Source organism: Rufibacter aurantiacus (genome assembly GCF_017916345.1).
In the GTDB taxonomy this organism is placed as follows: Bacteria; Bacteroidota; Bacteroidia; order Cytophagales; family Hymenobacteraceae; genus Nibribacter; species Nibribacter roseolus.
Map to the genome: position 1 here is coordinate 325,395 of NZ_JAFMSV010000002.1, position 21,971 is coordinate 347,365.

Genomic DNA, 21,971 nt, shown 5'->3' on the forward strand with positions numbered 1-21,971 from the left:
TTCAGAATCACCAGAATTGCGTATACTTATTACCTATACATCTAACCTATGCAAACAGAATCCATTTCTATCCATACCACGGTTACCTCGGCAAGCCAATTAGCCGATCTTGACCTGGAAAACCTGCAGTTCGGGAAAGTTTTCGCGGACCATATGCTGGAGGTAGACTACAAAGACGGCGCCTGGCAACAACCGCGCATCCTGCCGTACGGCCCTATTGAACTGAGTCCGGCCACGGCTGCCCTGCACTACGGTCAGGCCATGTTTGAAGGGATGAAGGCCTATAAAACCCAGGAAGGCAAAGTGGTACTGTTTCGCCCGTTAGATAACTGGGCCCGGATGAACAAATCGGCAATACGCTTGTGCATGCCGGAGATTCCGGAGGATATTTTCATGGATGGCCTGAAACAACTCGTGGCCCTGGATGCGGATTGGGTTCCGCAGCGCCCTGGTTACTCACTGTACATCCGTCCGTTCATGTTTGGGTCAGAAGGTCTGTTGGGTGTGCGCCCCGCTACAGAATACAAGTTCATGATTTTCTGCAGCCCTGCCAGCGGCTACTACGCTGAGCCAGTGCGCGTGAAAATTGAAGAGCATTACACCCGCGCCGTGGAAGGCGGTTTCGGGTTTGCCAAGGCAGCCGGTAACTATGGCGGCTCTCTCCTGCCAGCCAAACTGGCCCACGAAGAAGGCTACCACCAGATCATCTGGACCGATGGCCGCGAGCACAACTACATTGAGGAATCCGGCACCATGAACGTAATGTTCGTGATTGACGGCAAACTGGTCACCCCTGCCCTGAGCACCTCTATCCTGGCCGGTATCACCCGCAACAGCGTGCTGCAACTGGCCCGCGACTGGGGTGTTGAAGTAGAAGAAAGACGCATCAAAGTACAGGAGATCGTAGACGCCTACCAGGCCGGCAAACTGGAAGACGCCTTCGGGACTGGTACGGCTGCCACCATCGCGCACATCAAGTCCATCACTTTCAGAGGTGAGGAAATGGTGTTACCACCAGTAGCCAATCGTACACTGTCCAACAAGATTTCTACCGAGTTAGACAACATCCGCTACGGCTTGGCGCCTGATCCGCATGGATGGGTAGTGCCCGTGGTGTAACCTAAATTGTTTCAAAGTAAAAAGCCGATTTTGTGCTGTTTTTGGTAAAAAAGCACAAAATCGGCTTCTCTGTTTTAGAGGGTTTCAAGGAAGCTTGCAGGTGAAGGCAAAGTCCTTTTTTACTCTTCCTGGGCCGCAGGTTGCGGGGTCAGTTTGTTTTCAACGGTAACTTTAGTGGCCCCAGCCCGAGACACAATCACCTCCTTGCCCACATCCGTCAGTCCTTTGCTCTCATAGATTTTCATGGCAGTGGAAATGTCAATGGCTTGGCGGGTCTGTTCGTCCAAATCAAAGGTCAGGGTAATGAAGTTCAGGTGCACGCCCAATGGCTCCAGCACTTTGTTTGACTCCACCAGCAACTGGCTTTCCAACTCAGCCTGATCCAGTTCCACAATATCCTCCTTCAGGAAGAGACCCTTGCTCACATCTCTGATCCTTTTATCAATGACCATATTCTCGGCACCCTCAAAGGATGCCGGATCCAACGCTTCCCCACTATCGGCATGGGCATTGGCTTTCCCCAGAAACTTGGCTTGTTTGATGAAAGCCAGGGGCTCTGTAATGGAATAGTCGTAGTCAATATGGATGGAGGCCCTTACCCTATCTTTCAGGTTGGAGATAAACCGGCTATCGCCTTGCATAGGGAAATTAGGGATCACCACCTTCATAAAGCAGGGATTGCCCATTCCTTTAGGAACGGCGTCTCCGGCCTGGATTTTCTTCCAGTTCATGCCGCAATCATCTGAGGTAACCACCTGCTGGTTAGACTTGGCATAGTTGCAAGCCTGCAAAATCAACAGCAAGGCCAGGAAAGTGAATCTGCTAACGTTTTGGTTAAACCTTGAAAAGGAAAGAGCTTGGTAGAGTTTACTCATGTTTTTAAGATTTTTCTGGAATGTAAGTGTGGCAAAAGTTAAGCAGGTTCTGCGTTTATAGGTTGGACTATTAGTAGTCTCTGACTCCTCAATATTACAGGCCGCCTTATAAGTTATAAAAGGGCTCCAAAGCAGCAGATTTTCAGGTGACTTCATTCCTATGGGTTGGAACAATCTATTACCCGCTGTTTTGAGGCTGTTTTTCTGGAATAGCTGTTAAACTATCTGGCCCCAATATGGCGTTTCATAACCTTTTCCGGCTTCTTTGCTTATAACTATTATCTTTGCAAAAACGGCTAATTCCCCTGTTTACAATTAGCACACTTCTGTTATGACCCAAGAACAAGTAAAAGAATTGAAAGGCCGCGTAGAGGCGTTGAGGAGGTATCTTTGACTACGATGCCAAGAAAGAACAAGTAACTGCCATTGAGGCCCAATCTGCCGCCCCCGATTTCTGGGACGATCCCAAAAAAGCCGAAACCGTTCTGAAAGAGGCCAAGACCCTGAAGACCTGGACCGATGACTTTGAGAACACGTCCAAGGCGGTGGAGGACGTAGAGGTACTCTTTGATTTCTATAAAGAAGGTGATGTCTCAGAAGAGGACATTAACGCCGAATTCAAGGCCGCGGAGGGAACCGTGGAAGGACTGGAGTTCAAGCGCATGCTCAGCAACGAGGAAGACCAGTTGGGCGCGGTGCTAGAAGTGAACTCAGGTGCCGGCGGTACCGAAAGCCAAGACTGGGCCGAGATGCTGTACCGCATGTATCTCATGTGGGGCGAGCGCAAAGGCTACTCCGTGAAGCAAGTCGATTTCCAACCGGGCGAGGGTGCAGGTATCAAATCGGCCACACTCCAGTTTGACGGTGATTTTGCCTACGGGTACCTGAAAGCCGAGATTGGCGTGCACCGCCTGGTGCGCATTTCCCCGTTTGACTCCGGCGGACGGCGGCACACGTCCTTTGCCTCGGTGTTTGTGTACCCGGTGGTGGATGACACCATTGAGATCAACGTGAACCCCGGCGATATTGAGTGGGATACTTACCGGGCCGGTGGCGCTGGTGGCCAGAACGTGAACAAGGTGGAGACGGCGGTGCGGCTTCGGCACAAACCTACCGGCATCACCATTGCGGTGCAGATTGAGCGCTCGCAGCTCATGAACAAGGAACACGCCATCCGGATGCTGAAATCGCAGCTCTACCAGATTGAGATCAACAAGCGCAACGAGGAACGCGACAAGGTGGAAAGCACCAAAAAGCGCATTGACTTCGGTTCGCAGATCCGGAACTACGTGCTGCACCCGTACAAACTCATCAAAGACATCAGAACCGGCGTGGAACGCACCGATGTGCAGAACGTGCTGGATGGTGACCTGGACGAGTACATCAAAGCTTTCCTGATGCAGGCGTAATACCTGCCTTTATAAAACGAGAGCGCCTTTCCGCATGACAGCAGAAAGGCGCTCTCGTTTTAGGGCTGATTTATGAGAACTATACATTATGAGATTTATACTTTACCCAGACCTTTTCAACCCCTCAATGCTATTCAAAGGTAGTCCGGCAACTGACTCTAGGACTTTCATATTGTCTGGAAAAGTTAATAAGCTTTTTATTGTCCCTGCTTCCACCTTGTTGATCTTTCCGATATTCTGTTACCGAGCTCCAGTCCTTCTGGCCCTGCAAAATCATCCCATACCCCGTTTGGTAAAAACCATTCGAATATTTGGGTTAAATCCGTTTTATTATTGAACTCTAACCAATCTATTTCATCTATCAAAGCTTCTCTAAATTTCACAACAGAGTCAACACTACCCGAACATCCACTAATCTTTGTCGCGAGCAATTCTTCAGCCGCATGGAGGTCTTCTAGTAGACCAAACAGGTCCCACTTTTTGTAATATTCAGTTTTGGTAAGCCTTCTCTGTTTCTTTCTAAATAGCTTCTTGAACATTTTTCCAATTACAGATTACACCAAACTTCCTCTTTTGTAAACCTGGAAGGATCTTGTGGGCGAACCAGACAAACTTTAGCTAAGAGCCCAATGTGTTGCCTTTTTCAATCTCCTTTCACCAAGCAACTTCTCAACAGAGGCGACTTACTCACTTCCCCTGGCAGGAGCTTCTGGCTCTGTGGGCAAGGGTAGCACCTTGTAGCGCTTCTTAAGCAAGTGGTACTTAGTCGCGGATTCATCTACCTTATGGTTGGGAATGTCTTTACGTTTATTGGGGTATTTTGCCATGGGCATGTTGCTGTAGAAAGGCGTCTCCTCTTCCCTTATCTCCCCAAATTCCCTCAGGATTTCTGGTGCATTCTGCCCCGGAAGCTTAAACCTGAAGGTTGAGTCTCCTGGTTTGTGCTTGAACTTTAAGCCGGGCCTCAGCTCAAGCTTTTCTTCTGTTTTAATGCTGTCAGCAGGTGTCTGGGCAAAGGTGGTACCAGCCGCTGAAAGCAACACTAACACCGCTAAGATTCTCTTTTCCATATCAGATACTCCTTTCAAGTAATCGTCATTCATCAAAATCCAGCCAACTACACTTTCACTGGTTAAGATATCGTTTTGGGGCGAGGCTGTCAAGTTTAAAATCTCTCCTGGTCTGGCACTTATCTGGGAAGTCCTTTCTAGCCTCTTTTTTAAAATTCGGTCTTAAAACGAAAGACATTTGTTTGCACTTCTACTCTTCTTATAAACGAAAAAGGAAGCGGTAATGGCATTGAACCCATCGGTTTAACACCATGTTAACCAAGCAGAGCCTCCTATCTTTTCAAGGAGCAGACCTTCAAAGCTTTAGTAATGAACTTGTCATATTTTGCTTCCCTTTGTAAGCGAGGGATACATATATTATCTATGCGGCATCGGGCTTCTATTCTGGCCATGGTTCTGGTGCTGCCCTTGCTGCTGGCGATGGGTGGAGCCGGTCAGCCGGTAAAGAAGCAGGAACCACTGGTGCTTAAATCTGAGCAACTGCCTTTCCAGACGAAGGAGTTCTACGTGGCCGAGGTGGTGGATGAGCGCCCGAACCCGAAGGCGGTTGCCATGCTGGTTTCTGCGGTTACGCCTACCGGGGTACCGCAACCCGTGGATTTCCAGGGAGGCAGCGTTATGGCCATCAAGAAATACATAAAGGAGAGCTTCGGCCACAACCCCAAGGCCCGGCCTATCATTATGCGCCTGAAAGAATACCAGGTGGTGGAGAAACCTATGGCCGGCGGAAGGGCCGAAGGTCAGATTCAGATTTCGGCGGCGTTTGAGGTACAGCGCGAGGGCAAGCGCCTGCATCTCTTCAACTACAAGAGCGGTGCCCGCTACGCGCGTCCGGTGAACAGCCTCAGCGTGGTGGAGCCTACCCTCCGGAAAACCCTGTCTGAGTCCCTGCGCTATCTTACCGGTTGGATTGACAAGGAAGCCGCCCACAACGAGAAACTGGCCCGGGAGATAAAGGTCACTTTTGAGGACCACCGGGTGCACCTGGACGATGACACTTTGTTCTATGACCCCAACCGTCCACTGCGGTGGAGCGATTTCCAGGGTGGGTCCAGGTTGTCGCAGAACTTCGCGGCCTCCGTGTTCCCCGGCCTTTCCAACGACATCCAGTCTACGGTGGAGAATGGCGTGATCCACATCAAAGTGAACACCAAACCATACATTCTGCGCAGCCTCTCCAAGGTCTTGCCCGATGCCCGGAACGAGTACACCCTCAACCACGAGCAGCGCCACTTTGACCTCCTCAAACTGGTTACGGAGCACTACAAACAACGGCTTCGGCCCGAGAAACTCAACCTGGAAGACTATGAGAGCATTATCAGATACCAGTACCTGGAGGCGCTCTGGGAAATGGACCGCCTGCAGAAGGCGTACGACGGCGAAACAAACCACGGACTTAACCGGGCGGTCCAGGAAAAATGGAACCAGAAAATAGACCAGGAACTGCGCGAACTAAAGATTAAGATGTAACCGGCCCGGTAAAAGAAAAAGGCGGATACTCTACCTGGAGCATCCGCCTCTTTTATGGCTGTTTTTAGAAAACCAGGCTTTAAAAGCCCAGACTTACTTACCCGAAGATCTCGTTCAGGACACCGGCTAGGCGCACGCCGCCTTTCAGGAGCTGCTGGTTGAGGGTGTCTACGTGGTCAAAATTGTAGCGGTAGCTCAGCTTCTCCTCGGGCTTGGTGATGCCTTTGTACAGCTGCTGGGCAATCTGGTAAGACTCAAAAAACCAGGCCGGGGCCAACTGCTTCTGCCAGGTCTTCACCTGGTTTGTGGAGGCGAAGTTGATGGCCGTGGCGTACTCGGTGTAACTCAGCTGCTGGTATTCAATTAACTGGGAATCCCAGACGCGGTGCAGGTTGGTGGGCTGGTTAAACCACTCCAGGCGTACCCGGTTACCGCCCAGATCCTCCGGACGGCCCACGTGCATGGGTTGGTGCACATCGCCGATGATATGAATGAGCAGGCGCAGGTTCATCTGTTTTTTGTCCTGGGCCAGGTCTTTCTTCTTCAATTCAGAGATGAGGTAATTCAGGCGGGTGTAGGCATCGGTGGCGGTATCTGCGTGCAGATGCTTCTCTACGTCTTGGAAACTCAGGCCTTCTTTCAGGTTCACGTAGTGCCAGGTGTCCAGGTAGTTGAAGTTGGGGTCTGACTTGATGAAATCGGGCCAGTTGCTGGCCATGGCCAGGGACTCGTTACCCAGTATTTTCCTGATGTTCTTTTTGGCCTTGGAAGAGATGTGGCGATCGGCGATCTCGCCCACAATACGGTGCCCGATCATGCCCCATCCCATCGACTGGAATGGCAGGTACAGAAAGAGGCAGAATACAATCAGTTTTTTGAAAACGCTCATACTAAGGTTGATGGTTTGAAAACGGAATCGCAAAAGTAGGGCAAAAAATCGGGCTGCCCCACTCCCTTCTCCGTTTCTCGGCCGATTTGGGAAAAGGCCCTCCAAAACACCCTTAGAAATCTCGTACTGAGCACACCACGTTTTGGGCCAGACTTGGCTCTTCCATCAACCGAATAATTTTGCGGGCCACCACCTCCGCCGAGACCAGGGCTCCGGTTTCCTTATAGTCCCTGAACTGCTGTACACTGCTGAACTGGTCCGTATCCGCGTCCCTGATCTGTTCCTGCATATCGGTGTCTATGAGCCCCGGGGACAAGGAGAAGACCCGCACCCCTGTGCCCAGTTGCTCCTGCTCCAGTTGCGCCGTTTTGGAGAGCATGTCCAAAGCAGCTTTAGAGGCACAGTAAGCAGCCCAACCGTCTATGGGCCGCTGCCCGGCCCCGGAGCTGATGTTCACCACCATTTTATCTATGTTCTGGCGGTGCTGGTAGCTTTGCAGGAACATGTTCATGAGCATGGCGGGCACAATCACGTTCACGTCAAAGACATACTCAAAATGCTCGTTCTGGCTCTGCCCTATATAGCCTATCTCCCCTATCACCCCGGCATTATTCACCAGCACCAGTTTCTGGGCATTGTCAAACGGCGAGAATATCTTGTGCAGGTTGTGCTCCACCCCGGCGATGTCAGAAAAGTCCAGCGGCTGGTGCCGATAGCGGGGATGGTTGATGGTGCTGTTGCGGGAAACGCCCACCACGCAATTGTTCTCGTCTTCTAACAAGGCCTCGGCGAGGGCTCTCCCCAACCCGCGACTGGCTCCGGTGATGATGTAGTGGTTCATATTTTTAATTTGGAATTTAGAATTAAGAATTAGGAATAGGCAGTAAGGGCACTAATTCTTCTGCATACGCAAAAGCCATTAAAAAAAGCCAGCTTTAAGGTAGGTGCACCCTACTCACAAAAAGTTTCCAAGTTGTTAGAGGCCTAGTGGATACTGGTCAGGTGTCATTTCCCAACAGCTCTTTCTTCAGGAACCTAAACCCATGCCATTTACAACTCCCGTCTCTAAACTCACTGATCTCCTTCTTATAGGAGATTTGATAAGAATCCACGGTTGTACAACCCGCCCCTCCTATCAGTTTGGTTTGCTTCTCAAATTCTCTTACTGCCTCAATCTGCTTCTTTGACAGATATAACTCCCTTGTCTTATATCGTGCAATCAGTTTCCCCTCTTTTTTTGAAAACGTAAGCGAATCATCTCTTAAATGGAAGCATCCTATTGAGGAATATTTTATGGTAAAGCACTCCCCATCTCCAAGTCGGTCAACTATAAGGCAGGAAGCTTCTCCAAGGAAATCTGCCTTATCTACATAGAGAACTATGGTGTCAATGGCCGCACCCGTGGCTTTAATGCTTTGGCTTACAGTCTGCCCAAAGATATTTCGGTAAGTCAATTTATAGCTTCCCCGCTCATATCTGCCAAGCCAAAGATCTGTTGAAGGAAATTCTGGAGAAACAGTTTTCAAGGTATCTGTGTCTTTTAGCAAGGTGACAGCAGGTATAGCCACAAATTTTGACGTATCACGGCTATCCTTGGCGTTGATAAAAAGCACACTCGTATTCCCAACTGGGAGCATTTGAGGGCCTTCATGCTGGCAAGCTGAAAGAACGAGTAAGAATGCCATCATTGGGACTAAGTGCATCTCCAGTTTGAAAATAAGGTCCATACAGCCGATGTTTATAGTGTTGCCTATCTAGAGCCATGATGCTGTTTCTGCCCTCTTTTCCATAAAACATATCTAAAACAAAAGAGCCGCTACAGAAAGTAACGGCTCTTTTGTTTTAGTCATCCAGGAAAGACTATGGTGAGAAGGGCAGTAATTCTTACGTAATGCCTTTCTAGTACGCTCACAAGATCCTTTCAGGATGACAAAGGGAGGTTGGTTCAGGGAGAAACTAATTCCTAATTCCTAATTACAAAATATACTGGCTCAGGTCGCGGTTTTTGACCATGTCGCGGAGGCGTTCCTCTACCAGGTCCGGCGTGATCATGAGGTGCGCGTTGGGCGGAATGGTGTCCGGTACGTCAAACAGGATATCGTTCAAGAGGCGACTCATGACGGTCTGCAGGCGGCGGGCTCCTATGTTCTCTACTTCGGCGTTCACCTCAAAGGAGATTTCCGCGAGCTTGTGGAGGGATTCGTCCGTGAAGGAAAGTTCCACGCCTTCGGCGCGCAGAAGTTCTTCATACTGCTTGGTGAGCGCGTTTTTAGGGTACTTCAGAATCTGGTAGAAATCGTCTTTGCTCAGGCTCTGCAGCTCTACCCTGATGGGGAAACGTCCCTGCAACTCAGGAATCAGATCTGAGGGTTTGGCCACGTGAAACGCGCCGGCCGCGATGAATAGGATGTGGTCGGTTTTGATGACGCCGTACTTGGTGTTCACGGTGCTGCCTTCCACAATGGGGAGCAGGTCGCGCTGCACACCCTCGCGGCTCACATCCGGACCGCTGCCGCCTTTGCCGCTGGCGCTGGCCACCTTGTCAATCTCGTCAATGAAGATGATACCAGCGTTCTCGGCTTTATAGATGGCTTCTTCCTTCACCTCGTCCATGTCAATGAGCTTGGCCGCTTCTTCCTCCAAGAGCAGCTTGCGGGCCTCGGCGATGGTCACTTTCCGCTTCTTCGTCTTCTTAGGCATCATGTTGCCGATCATCTCTTGGATGTTCATCATCGACATCTCGTCCATGCCCGGGCCCACTACGCCCACCCCAGAGGATGGGTGCTGCGAAATCTTAATCTCGATCTTGCGGTCTTCCAGTTCACCGTTCCGGATTTTCTCGCGGAAACGCTCGCGGGTGCGCTCGTTCAGTTCCTGATCACTGTCCGGCATATCAGAAGAATGGTTGTGGCCGCCAAAGCCCACCATGTCACGCGCGCCCGGCTGGTTGATGGGCGGAATCAAGGCATCCAGAATGACTTCCTCCACCACCAGGGCAGCCTGCTGTTTCACGTCTTCCTTTTTGCGGGTCTTCACCATGTTCACGGCCTGCTCTACCAGGTCGCGTACCATGCTTTCCACATCACGGCCCACGTAGCCCACCTCAGTGAACTTAGAGGCCTCCACTTTGGTGAAAGGCGCATCCGCGATGCTGGCCAGACGGCGCGCGATCTCAGTCTTGCCCACCCCCGTGGCCCCGATCATGAGGATGTTGTTGGGCACGATCTCTTTCTGCATCTCGGAATCTGCGTGCATGCGGCGCCACCGGTTGCGCAGGGCAATGGCCACATTGCGTTTGGCATCATGCTGCCCAATGATATATTTATCCAACTCGGCTACAATCTGGCTGGGAGTTAAATACTTGGTTGAGTCTAACATTTTCTAATGAGTGATTGAGTGAATGAGTGCTTGACTGAATCTAAGCTGCTCCTCCTTTAAACTGAATTATTTTTCTTTAAAACGGTGAAACACCGGTTTATTTATCAAATCTTCTCTTGTCTGGCGCTTTTCTGCCTTAACGGCTCAGGTTAAAAGTTGTTGGTTGGAATCTTGCATCAAGGCCTCCTCGTACTAAAAACAAACCTGTTTTAGACCTGTTTTGCAGAAATCGGCCCCTAAACAAAAGCATTACACCTCTTCCGGTTCTCTACCGCTTGGGAGGCGCTTTCTCAGGTTGCCCACAAGATCCTTTCAGGATGGCAGCTGGGGAGTGTTATCCGCGCATCTTCAAATTTCCCAATCCCCACATCTTCACATCCCCATTAATCCAGCTTCTTTTTCAAAAACCGGTTCAAATCTGTGTTGAGGGTGAGGTAATTGCTGGCGCCCGCCACGTGGTAGTTGGCGTAGGTGTACTCAAATCGGAAAGCATGCACTTTGACAGAGGCCCCGAAGGAAAATCCAGCCATGCCGCCTACGTTCTCCACCACCAGTTCTTTCCGCCGCAGGTGGTTGTACCCGCCCCGCAGCTGAAAACCGGGTCCCAGGATGAACTCGCCGCCCACCACAAAGTGCCGGGCCAGCTTGTCACCGAAGGTCTTTTTCTCCTTCACCTCCTGGTTGTTTTCGTCCAGGGTGCCGGGTTTGTCGGGGTCCAGGTAGACGATGTCAAAGCGCTGCAACTGGTGCGCCGTGATAGATAGCCGGAAAGGCGCGTGCTCTGGTTTATAGCTCGCACCCACCTGGATGTCTAGCGGCATGTCTTCGCGCTCGCCGTTGTCATAGGGTTTCAGCATCACGCCCAGGTTCCGGATGGCCAGGCCTACCACAAAATCGCGCTCAGGGTGCTTGAACGTACCACCCAGGTCTACCAAGGTGGCTACCGCCTGGTTTCCGGCGATGCTGGAGATGGCTACTTTGGCCGTGGCACCCAGGGTGAAATGCTCAATGGTGGCCGCGTGCGACAAAGAAACCGCGTAGTCCCGCACCTTGAACGTACCCTCCTCCATCCCGGCATCGCTGGTCTGGGTGAAGGTGCCATAGTCCAGGTATTGAATTCCGATGGCGTTTCGGCCCCAGCGGCTGCTTTCAAAGGTGTAGCTGAGGTTGTTCTGGCTTACATCTGAAAGGTAATTCAGGTACGTGAGCCCAAGGTGGTTGTCGGTTTTGCCGTGCATGAGTGCCGGGTTCGCGGAGACCGCATTCACGTCTTCCAGGCCAGAGGACACGTTTACGCCGCCTAGCGCTGCCTGCCTAGCATGCGTGGGCACATTCAGGAAACGGAAAACAGAACGCCCTCCCATTTGGGCAAAGGCCAGTTGCACCAGGGCAAAAGACAAAAGACCCAAAAGGAAAAGGCGTTTCTGCATCGTTTTTCTATAAACAGGCTAAAATCAGCTTTCGGCTGGAGCCGGCACTGCCTCCTCGCGTACCCGCAGGTCCAGCGGTTTCTTCACTTTCTCCGGCAGGAGGGCAAATTCCAGCACCTCGTCCACATAATCTACATAGTGGATGTTGAGGCCCTCAATGTAGTGCGCCGAAATCTCGTTCACGTCCTTGCGGTTCTTGTAGCACAGAATCACGTCTTTGATGCCCGCACGCTTGGCCGCCAGAATCTTCTCCTTGATACCGCCCACCGGCAATACCTTTCCGCGCAGCGTGATCTCGCCGGTCATGGCCAGATGCGAGCGTACCTTGCGCTGGGTGAACACCGAGGCAATGGACGTAAATATAGCGATACCGGCGCTAGGTCCATCCTTCGGCACGGCCCCTTCGGGGAAGTGGATGTGCAGGTCGTACTGGTCAAAGAGGCGGTAGTCAATGTTCAGCTCGTCGGCGTGGGCACGCAGGTAAGAAACCGCCGTGATCGCTGATTCCTTCATCACATCGCCCAACTGACCGGATAACGTCAACTTGCCCTTACCGCGGCTCAGCAAGGATTCAATGAACAGGATATCTCCGCCCACTGAGGTCCAGGCCAGGCCTGTTACCACGCCTGCGGTCTCGTTGTCCTGGTAAAGCTCCTTGTCGAAGATTTCCGGACCCAGAATGCGTACTACGTCTTTGGGCTCCAGTTTCGCCGGCCATTCCTCTTCCATCGCTTTGGACTTGGCAATGTTCCGGATCACCGCCCCCAATTTTCGCTCCAGATTCCGGACGCCCGACTCGCGGGAATAGTCTTCTATCACTTTCTGGATAGCTGCCGTGGAGAACGCCACATCTTTGGGTAGCAGGCCATGGTCTTCCTTCTGTTTGGGAATCAGGTGGCGCTTTGCGATCTCCGTTTTCTCCTCCACCGTGTAGCCGGTTACTTCAATGATCTCCATCCGGTCTCTCAGGGCCGGGTGAATGGTATCCAGGGAGTTGGCCGTGGCAATGAACAGGACTTTAGAAAGATCATACTCCACTTCCAGGTAATTGTCCACGAAAGTGTGGTTCTGCTCGGGGTCCAGTACCTCCAGCAAGGCTGAGGACGGATCGCCTCTAAAATCAGAGGTCAGTTTGTCTACCTCGTCCAGAATCATGACAGGGTTGGAAGAACCCACTTTCTTGATCTGGCTAATGATACGGCCCGGCATGGCGCCCACGTAGGTTTTGCGGTGCCCTCTTATCTCAGCCTCATCCCTGACCCCGCCCAAGGCAATGCGCACGTATTTGCGGCCCAAGGCCTTTGCTACGGAGCGGCCCAGCGAGGTTTTCCCTACACCCGGAGGTCCGTAGAGGCAAAGGATAGGCGCTTTCATGTCATTCTTCAGCTTGAGCACGGCCAGATACTCCAGAATGCGCTCCTTCACCTTCTCCAGACCGTAATGGTCGGCGTCCAGAATCTTTTTAGTGCGCTTCAGGTTGAAGTTGTCTTTGGTATATTCGCTCCAGGGCAAATCCAGGAGGAATTCGCAGTAGTTCAGAGAGATGGGGTACTCAGCGGCCTGCGGGTTTAGGCGACTCAGTTTGTCCAGTTCCTTGCTGAAGTGCTTGGCAACGGCTTCTGGCCATTTCTTTTTAGCGGCGGTGGCACGCATTTTCTCCACTTCCTGCTCCGGGCCGTCCATGCCCAGTTCATCCTGCAACACCTTGATCTGCTGGCGCAGGAAATAGTCGCGCTGCTGCTCGTCAATGTCGGTGTGCACTTTGGAGTGGATTTCCTGCTTGATCTCCAGCATCTGGATCTCGCGCATCATGAGTTGCAGCAAGGTGGTACCGCGTTCCACACCGTCGTTGATCTCCAGCAGTTTCTGCTTCTGGGCCACTTCCACATTGATGTTGGAAGACAGAAAATGGGTCAGAAACGAAGGACTGTCAATGTTGTCCAGCGCCACCTGGGCCTCCTGCGGAATCTCGGGATTCAGTTTCAGGATCTTGCCCGCCGCTTCTTGCAACGACTCCACCAAGGCTTTCACCTCTTTGCTTTTCTGGTTCGGGAAGGTCTCGGGGCAATGGGACACCTTGGCCACCATGTACGGTTCTTCCTGGGTCACTTCCTCAATCTTGAAGCGGCTCTGGCCCTGGATGATGATGGTAGTATTACCGTCTGGCAGCACCAGCATCTTCAGGATTTTGGCCATGGTACCCACCTGGAAAAGATCATCCGGGGTAGGTTCCTCGGCGGACATGTTCTTCTGGGCCACCACACCAACGGTTTTGTCACCGCGGTAGGCTTTGCGCACCAGGCGCACCGATTTCTTCCGGCTCACCGTGATTGGGATCACCACCCCCGGGAAGAGGACGGTGTTTCTAACGGGCAGAAGCGGTAAAGATTCGGGGGTATTTTTTTCAGCGCCCTCGGCGTCGTCCAGCTCTGAGGTGATGATGGAGATGATGTCTCCGTTTCCATCGTCAGATAAATCAGACAACATGAGTTGCTGTATCAGGTTCTCTTGGGTATAATTCATACGTCGTGTCTCTGAGGATGCCATTTTGGCAGCAATCCTCCCGTCGGTTCTGTTGTTTGTCTATAAGATATATACTTGTCAAGTCCTGTGCCAATATATCACCGAAATTCTATAGAATAGGGATAATTTCACCACAGAAAGAACTACATTTGGTACCGCATATTGAAATAATGCTTTTCAGGTGCCCCTTCTGTTATGTTGCGTACTGGCTCTTTACTTATTTTCCTGCTCTCCTTTTTCCTCGGGTATTCGGCTCTGGGACAGACCAAACCTGCCCTCCGTCTGAAGCAAAAACCCGTGACCGACTCTCTCCGGAAGAAAGCCCCGGAAGCGGAGATCGTGCTGCAGTTCCCCAACCTCAACCGGGTTCCTTACTACCACCACAAAGCCAAGTACGCCACCATCCAGAAACTGGAGAAGAAAAAAGCCTGGGCCAAGGTACTGCCTTTGCTGGAAGAATACGTGGGCAACTTCGGGATTGACAATTTCTATAAAGATACGAAACTTCTCTGGCGTTTGGGGCAGCTTTATGAACGTTTAGGGCAGCGCGAAAAAGCCGTGGCCTATTACCGCCTGGTCCTGAAACACCACCGCACCGACATCCGGCAAGTACAGCAGTACTATGACTCGCTGGAGGAGAAGAAAAAGGACCTGTACGTGCCCCTGCAGTATTACTATGAACTGGTGGAGTACCGCAAATCGGTGGCCACGTTCAAGCCGCCGCGCGGGGTGTACACCAACATGGGCGATGCCATCAATTCCAAAGCCGAGGATTACGGCCCGGCCGTGCGCTCAGACGAGGAACTCTTCATCTACACCTCTCGTCGCAAGGGCGTAAAAGCCACCGGGACCGACGAGGACCTGTACTTCTCCCGTTTCGAGAACGGGTTCTGGCACGAGGGCGAGTCTTTTGGCAAACCCATCAACAGCATCTACAACGAGGGCTCCGCCTGCCTCAGCCGCGACGGAAAGACCCTTTTCTTCGCTCGCTGCGAAAGCCCCGATGGGTTAGGAAATTGCGACCTGTACACGGCAACCCGCCTAGCCGATGGTTCCTGGGGCCAACTCAAAAACCTGGGTGGCAACGTGAACAGCAAGGCCTGGGACTCACAACCCACTCTCTCGCCGCAGGAAGACACCCTATACTTCGCTTCAGACCGCCTGGGCGGGTTTGGTATGAGCGACATCTATTTCACCCACAAGCAAAAGAACGGCCAGTGGGCGCCGGCGCAGAACCTGGGCCCCATCATCAACACCCGCGAGAGCGAGGTGAGCCCGTATTTCCACCCGCTGTACCAGGTTCTATACTTCAGCTCACGCGGGCAACTGCTCAATTTCGGGGACTTTGACATCTACAAGGCCTACCGGATCAAAGGCAACTGGCAGGAGCCGCGCAACATAGGGCCGCTTGTGAACGGCAAAGGCAGCGAGTATTACTTCACCATCAACGCCAACTCCACCAACCTGTACTACGCCCGCTCAGAGCCCACCGATCTGAAGAACCTGGACCTGTTCTCGTTCCCGCTGCCCATGGAGGCGCACCCGTTGGCGGTGACCAAACTTACCGGTGTTTTGATGGATTCTACCACCAACAAGCCCCTAAACGGCATTATCTCCATCATTGACCTGGACAACGGCATTGAGGTAGCCTCTAAATACCTGCGCGAGGACGGTTCCTTTGACTTTGACCTTATTGACAACAGCCGCTACATGATGCTCATCCAAAGCTCAGATTTCTTCTCTATTGAAAAGGAAATCAACCTGAAGGAAGACACCGTGATGAAGATCATGACCAGCCTCATTGACTACAGCATCCCATTAATCTTCAAGAACCTGGAGTTTGACGAGGGCAAAGCCGAGATTAAGGACGCCATGAAACCCACCCTGGACCGCATCGTTCTGTTCCTGGTAGACCATCCGCAGGTACGCCTCAGCATAGAGGGCCACACCGACAGCAGCGGCGACCCCGACGCCAACCTGGAGCTCTCCCAATGGCGGGCCGTCTCCATCCAGAAGTACCTGGAGAATAAAGGCAATCTGGCCAATGGCCGGATTGACGCCGTTGGCAAAGGCAGCTCGGAACCCATCAAACCCGAACTCACCATTGAAGACCGGGCCGTGAACCGCCGGGTAGAATTCAAGCTGATCAAGCCCAAAGAAGGTGTCGGCAACGGAGATTGGTAATCTTGCCGGATTGGATCAAGCGCTAGGGGGCTGTTTTGTTGAAAACAGACCCCTAGCGCTTTTGACTTCTAAGAGAGCAGTATTTGCAGTTCCATCACTACGAATAGTCCAGTTTTGCTGTGATTTACCGAAAACAGACTCAAAATAGGATTATCTGAGATAGCCCTGATTTTGTTCCTTCTGCAAAGTGCATGGCATGAGGTGTTTCCGTGAGATGCGTGACAGGATCGGCATTAATCGCTTGCCCGTGAACCCATCCCTACCCTCCCAATAGGAAAACTCCCCAGTGCGTTAGACAGTAGTTGTGCTGCAATTTTGATTGTTAGTGACAACACCAACAAGGGCGTGGAACAGTGTAAGTGCTGGAGTAAAGTAAGAACAGTTAGATTACTCCACCCCGTCCGCCAGGACGATGCAGGCATTGCAGCGGCTCTTCAGGCAAGGCAGCTAACATGCAGGGAGGCGGAGGTTGGGCGCGTGCGTAACCCAACCTCCGCCGAGCGCAAGCAGTGGCTACACAATTGGCAGTGACGCAAGTTCACCATGCAACAATGGGCGGTAGCGGGGTGTCACAGAGAATGAAGAAAAGACTGTCTGAGCGTCAGCGAGTTTCTTTTCTTCTTGATTCTTTTGGTTACTTTTCTCATCAAGGAGAAAAGTGACAAACGTGGGCAGGCCGCGACTGCAGCCAGAAGGTTAGAAGGAAGGCAGTTGGAAGTAACCCCGCCAAAAGTGCCTTTGAGGCTGACGCCTCACTGAAGTTGCAAACTTCAGACCATGGTAGGTCCAAGTCACAGACTTGAACCAGAAAAGAGGTATTGAGAAAGCGACCATAAAAAAAGTGTTTCAAGGCCCTTTTGAAGAAAACAGCCCTGAAACACTTTATGGCAAATACCACCTTTACAGCTTAACCTTTACAATTTAATTGTATTGCCTTTCTTATTCCATTTAGGCAGCGGCGGAATGGCCGGAGTTCTGTCTTCTGGCTTTGGAGCATCCTGCTTCAGTTTCTTGCCACCTACGTTCACAATAAACCCAATGCTGAAGACCGAGTTACCGGCCGTCATAAACTCACGGTTCTTGAGCCCGAAGTTGCTGCCGCTGGTGTACTGCAATTGGATAGAAGGCGTCAGGGACATGCGGGTGTAGAAGATAGGCTCAAAGAAGATGTTGTCTTCGGTGGGCTGCTTGATGTCGTTGCGGATGAACTCGCTCATGTTGAGGTAGCTCAGGCGCAAGGCGGTGCCGTAGTTGAGGAAATGCTCGTTCCCGAACAGTTTCAGCATGCGCTTTTTCTTGGAGGAGTAGTTTACCTGCAGAAAGACCTTGTTGAAGGAAGTTTCCTGGCGGTCATAGGTGGTAAGGCCTTCGGAGGTTTTGTCTTTAAAGGTGCGGTCGCTGCTGCCGCGGCCTACACCAGCGTACACCTCCAGCACCCGGTTCTGGTTGGGTCCGAAGGTGGTGAAGTAACCGCCGCCGGCCTCTAACAGGTTATGGCGGAAGTCTTTCTTTTTGTTGTCATTGTTCATCATGGCGCCGCTCAGCAGCACGCCCACGTGGTCGGTGACGGCGTAGGCCGAGTTAAAGCTGGCGTTGCCTTTCAAGGTGATGTGTCCGCTGGTGCTTAATTCTCCTTTAGACGTTAACATGGGTGTGTTAGGCACATTGGGCATGTACACCGAAGAGCAACTTGTAGCCCCCAATCCCACCATTAAACCCATTACACGTAGAAAGCTTTTTCTCATAAAGTGTTTTAAAAATTTTCCTTAACCTGCCTCTTCGCTCTTCCTCTAAACCACCCGCCTCTGCGAGACAAAATAAACATCATCATCCAAATCTTCCCTGCAAGAAGCATAGCCAGTACCTTCTTTTCTGTCTCCTTGCGGGCAGTCTACACAAGTTCCAATTTATTGGGGCTCCCCCTTATATTTCTATTTCAAGGGCGTTTTTACAAAAAGCCCCCTTTTCAGGTCTCCTTAAAAAGATAGGAAAATTCAGCCTCACCCCTACTGCGGGTAAAGTTAAATCTAAAGGAAAACTAAAGCGAAACCGTTTGCTGCGTTTCACCGGCCCGGCAGAGCACTGAGCGTTTCTTGCCGGCCACTTCCAAGTTCAGGATATTGGTCTGGTCATCGAACACCTCCATCAAGAGCGCGTTCTGCACCCAAAGCTGTCCGGTGGGCGCTTTTCCGGCCGGAATCTCCAGGTACACCCAGATGGCATCGGCTTCTTCCTGAGCGCCAATAAACTTCTGGGCGGCGCGGGTGCCTTTCACCGTGGAGATGGCCAGGTGCGTTTGCAGGTACTCGGCCAGAAGTTTATTTACCCGCTCAGAGCGGTCAAGCCGTACGGTGGCCTTGTGGCGACGGGTCAGTGCCTCCTCCACGTCATCGGCGTACAGCCGCACGGCTAGCTCGTAGGTCTGGTTCTTGGGGTTGTACTTGGCATCGGTGATGCTGGTGTGGAACTCATGCGCCCAGGCCGCCAGCGGAAGCCAGAAGCCCAGCACCATTACTAGCCAAAAGGCCCCAACTGCTCTTTTCATCATTTGAATATTCTACTCTCCCTGTAAACAGAGAAAGACGCAGTTATCTTGCGTCTTCTCCGGCAATTTTTTATCAACAGTGCCCCGTTACGGGCGCTAACTATTTGAACAGCAACTTAAAGAAGTCGTTAAAGATAGCAAACCCCATCAAGCCCAGCAACAGCACCATGCCTACTTTCTGGGCATTCTCCAGAAACTTGTCTGATGGTTTGCGGCCCGATATGATTTCATAGGTCAAAAACATCACGTGGCCGCCGTCCAGCGCCGGGATGGGCAGGAAGTTCATGAACGCCAGCACCATGGAAAGCATGGCCGTGATGGCCCAGAAATTGATCCAGGAGAACTTGCCCCCGAAGATCTGCGCGATGCCGATAGGGCCGCTCAAAGCTTTGGAAGCCGACACCTCGGCCCGGAAAATCTTCGCAAAGCCTTTGATGTTGGTGGTGATCACCGAGAAAGCCTTCTCTGCCCCTACCGGAATAGCACCTATCAGGCTGTACTCGCGCGTGGCGCGTGGCAGCATCAATTTAGGGTAGAACCCGATGGTGCCGTCCTCGTCTACGGTGGTTTTCAGGGTCATCGGCTTGCCGGCGCGCTCTACTTGCAGGGCTACCTGTTTGCCTTTGTAGGTCTGCAGTTTCTGCTGGAACTCATGGAAGAACTGCACCGGTTGGTTCTGGATCTGGGTGATGCGGTCGCCGGGTTGCAGGCCAGCCGCCGAGGCCGGGCTTTTCGCTTTCACCGCCTCTACTGCAAACGGCTCGCGGGCCATAATAAAGCCTACTTTATCACCATCGGCTAGTTTGTCAATGAGGTTGGAAGGTACCGGCACCACCACTTGCTGACCGTTGCGCTCAACGGTATAGGAACCGTTTTGGCCAAGCAACACATCGGGGTTATACACGTCCTGAAACTCCACAAGGGGCTTGCCGTTCACGGCTACAATCTTGTCACCGTCGCGCAGGCCCATCTGCTTGCCGATTTCGTTTGTCACGATGCCGTATTTCGCATCCTTGGCCAGCAGGTAGCTCTCACCGTACAGGTACGTCAAGGCCGCGAAGATGATAATGCCCGTGATCACGTTGAAGATAATGCCACCCATCATTACAATGAGGCGCTGCCAGGCCGGTTTGGCCCGGAATTCCCAAGGCTCCGGCTCCTGGTTGAGGGTAGCCGTGTCCAGCGACTCATCTATCATGCCGGAGATCTTCACGAAACCACCCAGCGGGATCATGCCAATCATGTACTCGGTCTCGCCAACCTGTTTGCTTACCAGTTTGGGCGGGAACCCGATGGCGTATTTCTCCACGCGCATCCCAAACCATTTGGCCGTAAGCATGTGGCCCAATTCATGTATTCCTACCAAGATGGTCAGGCCCAGAATTAACTGGCCGGCCATTACTAATGCTTCCATCTACGCTGTTTATAAGGTCTATACTGAGGCAAAAGCGAGTTCTGCCCCGGTAGTTTGTAAGTCGGTTGTTTTGGAAAAAGATTACGCCTGCATGAGGCTTAAAGCCAATCGGCGCGCCTCGCGGTCGGTTTGCACAAAGTCATCCAAAGAAGGCTCCGCAATATAAGCAACTTTAGCGAGACAGTCAGAGATGAGGTCAGACATCTCCAAAAAGCCCACTTCCTCGCGTAAAAAGGCCGCCACGGCTACCTCGTTGGCTGCGTTGAGGATACAAGGCGCATTACCGCCCCGTTCCATGGCGGCAAAGGCCAGCCCCAGATTGCGGAAGGTCTCCAGATCGGGCTTCTCAAAGGTGAGTTGCGGATAATCCAGGAAATTGAACCTCGGGAAGGTGGATTTTAGGCGGTGCGGATAGTTCAAAGCGTATTGGATGGGCAGCTTCATATCGGGCAGCCCCATCTGGGCCTTAAGCGAACCGTCCTGGAACTGAACGAGCGAATGCACAATAGATTGCGGATGCACCACCACTTCTATCTGATCATTCTGCAACCCAAACAGCCATTTGGCTTCAATCACCTCCAACCCTTTGTTCATGAGCGAGGCCGAGTCAATGGTGATCTTGGCGCCCATCTCCCAGTTGGGGTGTTTCAAAGCCTGCGCCCTGGTTACCGTCTGGAGATACTGGCGATCCCTTCCCCGGAATGGTCCACCTGAAGCAGTCAAGACGATTTTCTCAATGGGATTATGGAACTCGCCGGCCAGGCACTGGAAAATAGCGCTGTGCTCTGAGTCTACCGGATAGATGTTCACGCCTTTCTCTCTGGCGAGCTGCGTAATCAGTTGCCCGGCCACCACCAACGTTTCTTTGTTGGCTAAGGCGATGGTTTTACCTGCCTCGATGGCTTTGATGGTGGGCTGCAGGCCCGCGTACCCTACCATGGCGGTGAGCACGATGTCTACCGTGTCCATCTGCACCACGCCGTTCACCGCGTTCATGCCCGCATATACTTTTATGGGGTAGGCCTCAAGCGCATCGCGCACCTGCTCATACAGGTCCTCCTGCGTAATCACCACCGCATTGGGCTGAAAAGCAATGGCCTGGGCCACCAGCAGGTCCACGTTGGAATGGGCTGTGAGCACTTCCACCTCAAACGCCTGCGCCTGGGCCTGAATTACCTCCAGCGCCTGCGTCCCGATGGACCCCGTTGAGCCAAGAATGGCTACTCTTTTCTTCATGTAATCTCTGTAACGCCGTTTTAGGGCTATTTATACAAAATTAGGTTAAAAACAGGAGTCTATTCCGATTTCTCTAGTTTAATCACCTGGAAGCCTCCCGCTGGAATGGAAGTCTCCAATCTTTTAAATCCCGCCTTCTCCACCACTACGCTCATGGGCGGGCAAGAGAATCCACCTGATATCCCAGCAAGTTCAAATTGCCCCAGTGAATCGGTTTCGGTTTTAGAATTCTCCTTGACAGGATTGGAAACAGAAACATTCTCTAAAGGCAAGCCACTTTTCAAGTCCACTACTTTCCCTTGCACCCTTTGGTAACAGTCACAAGATGTAAGAAACAGAAGAGAAGTAATGAATATGAATTGATAGCGGGGTTTCATGAATTATAGGGGAGTGTAGTTTTACCGAACAAGCTCTCTAATGTAGTAAGAG

Annotated in this window: 18 protein-coding genes; 4 read left to right on the plus strand and 14 right to left on the minus strand. The window is 51.9% G+C overall.

Going from position 1 to position 21,971, the window contains the following annotated elements:
- Positions 1-48: 48 nt before the first annotated feature.
- Complete coding sequence (locus J3P34_RS06775; RefSeq protein WP_210487340.1) at positions 49-1,119, plus strand: branched-chain amino acid aminotransferase; 1,071 nt, start codon at positions 49-51, stop codon at positions 1,117-1,119.
- Between the two features lie 119 nt (positions 1,120-1,238).
- Here the strand turns inward: J3P34_RS06775 and J3P34_RS06780 are convergent, their stop codons facing one another.
- Complete coding sequence (locus J3P34_RS06780) at positions 1,239-1,994, minus strand: hypothetical protein (protein WP_210487341.1); 756 nt, start codon at positions 1,992-1,994, stop codon at positions 1,239-1,241.
- A gap of 331 nt (positions 1,995-2,325) precedes the next feature.
- On the opposite strand from J3P34_RS06780, the gene prfB reads away from it, so the two are divergent.
- Positions 2,326-3,403 (plus strand): peptide chain release factor 2 gene (prfB, locus tag J3P34_RS06785; protein ID WP_210487342.1). Its coding sequence is split into 2 segments (ribosomal slippage): positions 2,326-2,385 and positions 2,387-3,403, totalling 1,077 coding nucleotides; the frame shifts between segments, so codons are not numbered across the junction.
- Between the two features lie 197 nt (positions 3,404-3,600).
- Here prfB and J3P34_RS06790 read toward each other — a convergent pair.
- Together J3P34_RS06790 and J3P34_RS06795 are read right to left on the minus strand one after the other, a co-directional pair.
- Complete coding sequence (locus J3P34_RS06790) at positions 3,601-3,942, minus strand: hypothetical protein (RefSeq protein WP_210487343.1); 342 nt, start codon at positions 3,940-3,942, stop codon at positions 3,601-3,603.
- 144 nt (positions 3,943-4,086) lie between these two features.
- Complete coding sequence (locus J3P34_RS06795) at positions 4,087-4,566, minus strand: hypothetical protein (RefSeq protein WP_210487344.1); 480 nt, start codon at positions 4,564-4,566, stop codon at positions 4,087-4,089.
- A gap of 270 nt (positions 4,567-4,836) precedes the next feature.
- Here J3P34_RS06795 and J3P34_RS06800 point away from each other — a divergent pair, with 270 nt between their 5' ends.
- On the plus strand, positions 4,837-5,943 hold the full coding sequence (locus J3P34_RS06800) for a hypothetical protein (RefSeq protein ID WP_210487346.1): 1,107 nt from the start codon (positions 4,837-4,839) through the stop codon (positions 5,941-5,943).
- 97 nt (positions 5,944-6,040) lie between these two features.
- Here the strand turns inward: J3P34_RS06800 and J3P34_RS06805 are convergent, their stop codons facing one another.
- From J3P34_RS06805 to lon, 6 genes are all read right to left on the minus strand, one after another.
- Positions 6,041-6,832: a S1/P1 nuclease gene (locus tag J3P34_RS06805; RefSeq protein WP_210487348.1), complete on the minus strand. Its 792-nt coding sequence runs from the start codon at positions 6,830-6,832 to the stop codon at positions 6,041-6,043.
- A 112-nt stretch (positions 6,833-6,944) separates the two neighbouring features.
- Complete coding sequence (locus tag J3P34_RS06810; protein ID WP_210487350.1) at positions 6,945-7,673, minus strand: SDR family NAD(P)-dependent oxidoreductase; 729 nt, start codon at positions 7,671-7,673, stop codon at positions 6,945-6,947.
- A gap of 157 nt (positions 7,674-7,830) precedes the next feature.
- The gene (locus tag J3P34_RS06815) at positions 7,831-8,559 is read right to left on the minus strand and encodes a hypothetical protein (protein ID WP_210487352.1); all 729 of its coding nucleotides are present in this window, start codon (positions 8,557-8,559) and stop codon (positions 7,831-7,833) included.
- 247 nt (positions 8,560-8,806) lie between these two features.
- Entirely contained in the window at positions 8,807-10,210 is a 1,404-nt protein-coding gene (gene hslU, locus J3P34_RS06820; protein WP_210487354.1) for an ATP-dependent protease ATPase subunit HslU, read from the minus strand.
- Positions 10,211-10,593: 383 nt separating this feature from the next.
- The gene (porQ, locus tag J3P34_RS06825; protein WP_210487356.1) at positions 10,594-11,640 is read right to left on the minus strand and encodes a type IX secretion system protein PorQ; all 1,047 of its coding nucleotides are present in this window, start codon (positions 11,638-11,640) and stop codon (positions 10,594-10,596) included.
- 24 nt (positions 11,641-11,664) lie between these two features.
- A complete protein-coding gene (gene lon, locus J3P34_RS06830; RefSeq protein ID WP_210487358.1) occupies positions 11,665-14,163 on the minus strand; it encodes an endopeptidase La in 2,499 nt (832 codons plus the stop codon).
- Between the two features lie 195 nt (positions 14,164-14,358).
- Between lon and J3P34_RS06835 the strand changes: the two genes are divergently transcribed.
- The gene (locus tag J3P34_RS06835) at positions 14,359-16,347 is read left to right on the plus strand and encodes an OmpA family protein (RefSeq protein ID WP_210487359.1); all 1,989 of its coding nucleotides are present in this window, start codon (positions 14,359-14,361) and stop codon (positions 16,345-16,347) included.
- Between the two features lie 914 nt (positions 16,348-17,261).
- On the opposite strand, the gene J3P34_RS06840 is transcribed toward J3P34_RS06835, so the two are convergent.
- From J3P34_RS06840 to J3P34_RS06860, 5 genes are all read right to left on the minus strand, one after another.
- Positions 17,262-18,092: a hypothetical protein gene (locus J3P34_RS06840; protein ID WP_210487361.1), complete on the minus strand. Its 831-nt coding sequence runs from the start codon at positions 18,090-18,092 to the stop codon at positions 17,262-17,264.
- 293 nt (positions 18,093-18,385) lie between these two features.
- Positions 18,386-18,895 carry a DUF6702 family protein gene (locus J3P34_RS06845; protein WP_210487363.1) on the minus strand — a complete coding sequence of 170 codons (510 nt, stop codon included), beginning with the start codon at positions 18,893-18,895 and terminating at the stop codon, positions 18,386-18,388.
- Positions 18,896-18,992: 97 nt separating this feature from the next.
- Positions 18,993-20,306 (minus strand): RIP metalloprotease RseP, encoded by a 1,314-nt coding sequence (gene rseP, locus J3P34_RS06850; RefSeq protein WP_210487364.1) that lies wholly within the window; start codon positions 20,304-20,306, stop codon positions 18,993-18,995.
- An 81-nt stretch (positions 20,307-20,387) separates the two neighbouring features.
- Entirely contained in the window at positions 20,388-21,542 is a 1,155-nt protein-coding gene (locus tag J3P34_RS06855) for a 1-deoxy-D-xylulose-5-phosphate reductoisomerase (protein WP_210463799.1), read from the minus strand.
- Positions 21,543-21,601: 59 nt separating this feature from the next.
- Positions 21,602-21,919 carry a carboxypeptidase regulatory-like domain-containing protein gene (locus J3P34_RS06860; RefSeq protein WP_210487366.1) on the minus strand — a complete coding sequence of 106 codons (318 nt, stop codon included), beginning with the start codon at positions 21,917-21,919 and terminating at the stop codon, positions 21,602-21,604.
- Positions 21,920-21,971: the final 52 nt, after the last annotated feature.

Coding starts and splice junctions, on each gene's coding strand:
- J3P34_RS06775 (WP_210487340.1), top strand. CDS start 49: ATGCAAACAGAATCCATTTCTATCCATACCACGGTTACCTCGGCAAGC.
- J3P34_RS06780 (WP_210487341.1), bottom strand. CDS start 1,994: ATGAGTAAACTCTACCAAGCTCTTTCCTTTTCAAGGTTTAACCAAAAC.
- J3P34_RS06790 (WP_210487343.1), bottom strand. CDS start 3,942: ATGTTCAAGAAGCTATTTAGAAAGAAACAGAGAAGGCTTACCAAAACT.
- J3P34_RS06800 (WP_210487346.1), top strand. CDS start 4,837: ATGCGGCATCGGGCTTCTATTCTGGCCATGGTTCTGGTGCTGCCCTTG.
- J3P34_RS06805 (WP_210487348.1), bottom strand. CDS start 6,832: ATGAGCGTTTTCAAAAAACTGATTGTATTCTGCCTCTTTCTGTACCTG.
- J3P34_RS06810 (WP_210487350.1), bottom strand. CDS start 7,673: ATGAACCACTACATCATCACCGGAGCCAGTCGCGGGTTGGGGAGAGCC.
- J3P34_RS06815 (WP_210487352.1), bottom strand. CDS start 8,559: ATGGACCTTATTTTCAAACTGGAGATGCACTTAGTCCCAATGATGGCA.
- hslU (WP_210487354.1), bottom strand. CDS start 10,210: ATGTTAGACTCAACCAAGTATTTAACTCCCAGCCAGATTGTAGCCGAG.
- porQ (WP_210487356.1), bottom strand. CDS start 11,640: ATGCAGAAACGCCTTTTCCTTTTGGGTCTTTTGTCTTTTGCCCTGGTG.
- lon (WP_210487358.1), bottom strand. CDS start 14,163: ATGAATTATACCCAAGAGAACCTGATACAGCAACTCATGTTGTCTGAT.
- J3P34_RS06835 (WP_210487359.1), top strand. CDS start 14,359: ATGTTGCGTACTGGCTCTTTACTTATTTTCCTGCTCTCCTTTTTCCTC.
- J3P34_RS06840 (WP_210487361.1), bottom strand. CDS start 18,092: ATGAGAAAAAGCTTTCTACGTGTAATGGGTTTAATGGTGGGATTGGGG.
- J3P34_RS06845 (WP_210487363.1), bottom strand. CDS start 18,895: ATGATGAAAAGAGCAGTTGGGGCCTTTTGGCTAGTAATGGTGCTGGGC.
- rseP (WP_210487364.1), bottom strand. CDS start 20,306: ATGGAAGCATTAGTAATGGCCGGCCAGTTAATTCTGGGCCTGACCATC.
- J3P34_RS06855 (WP_210463799.1), bottom strand. CDS start 21,542: ATGAAGAAAAGAGTAGCCATTCTTGGCTCAACGGGGTCCATCGGGACG.
- J3P34_RS06860 (WP_210487366.1), bottom strand. CDS start 21,919: ATGAAACCCCGCTATCAATTCATATTCATTACTTCTCTTCTGTTTCTT.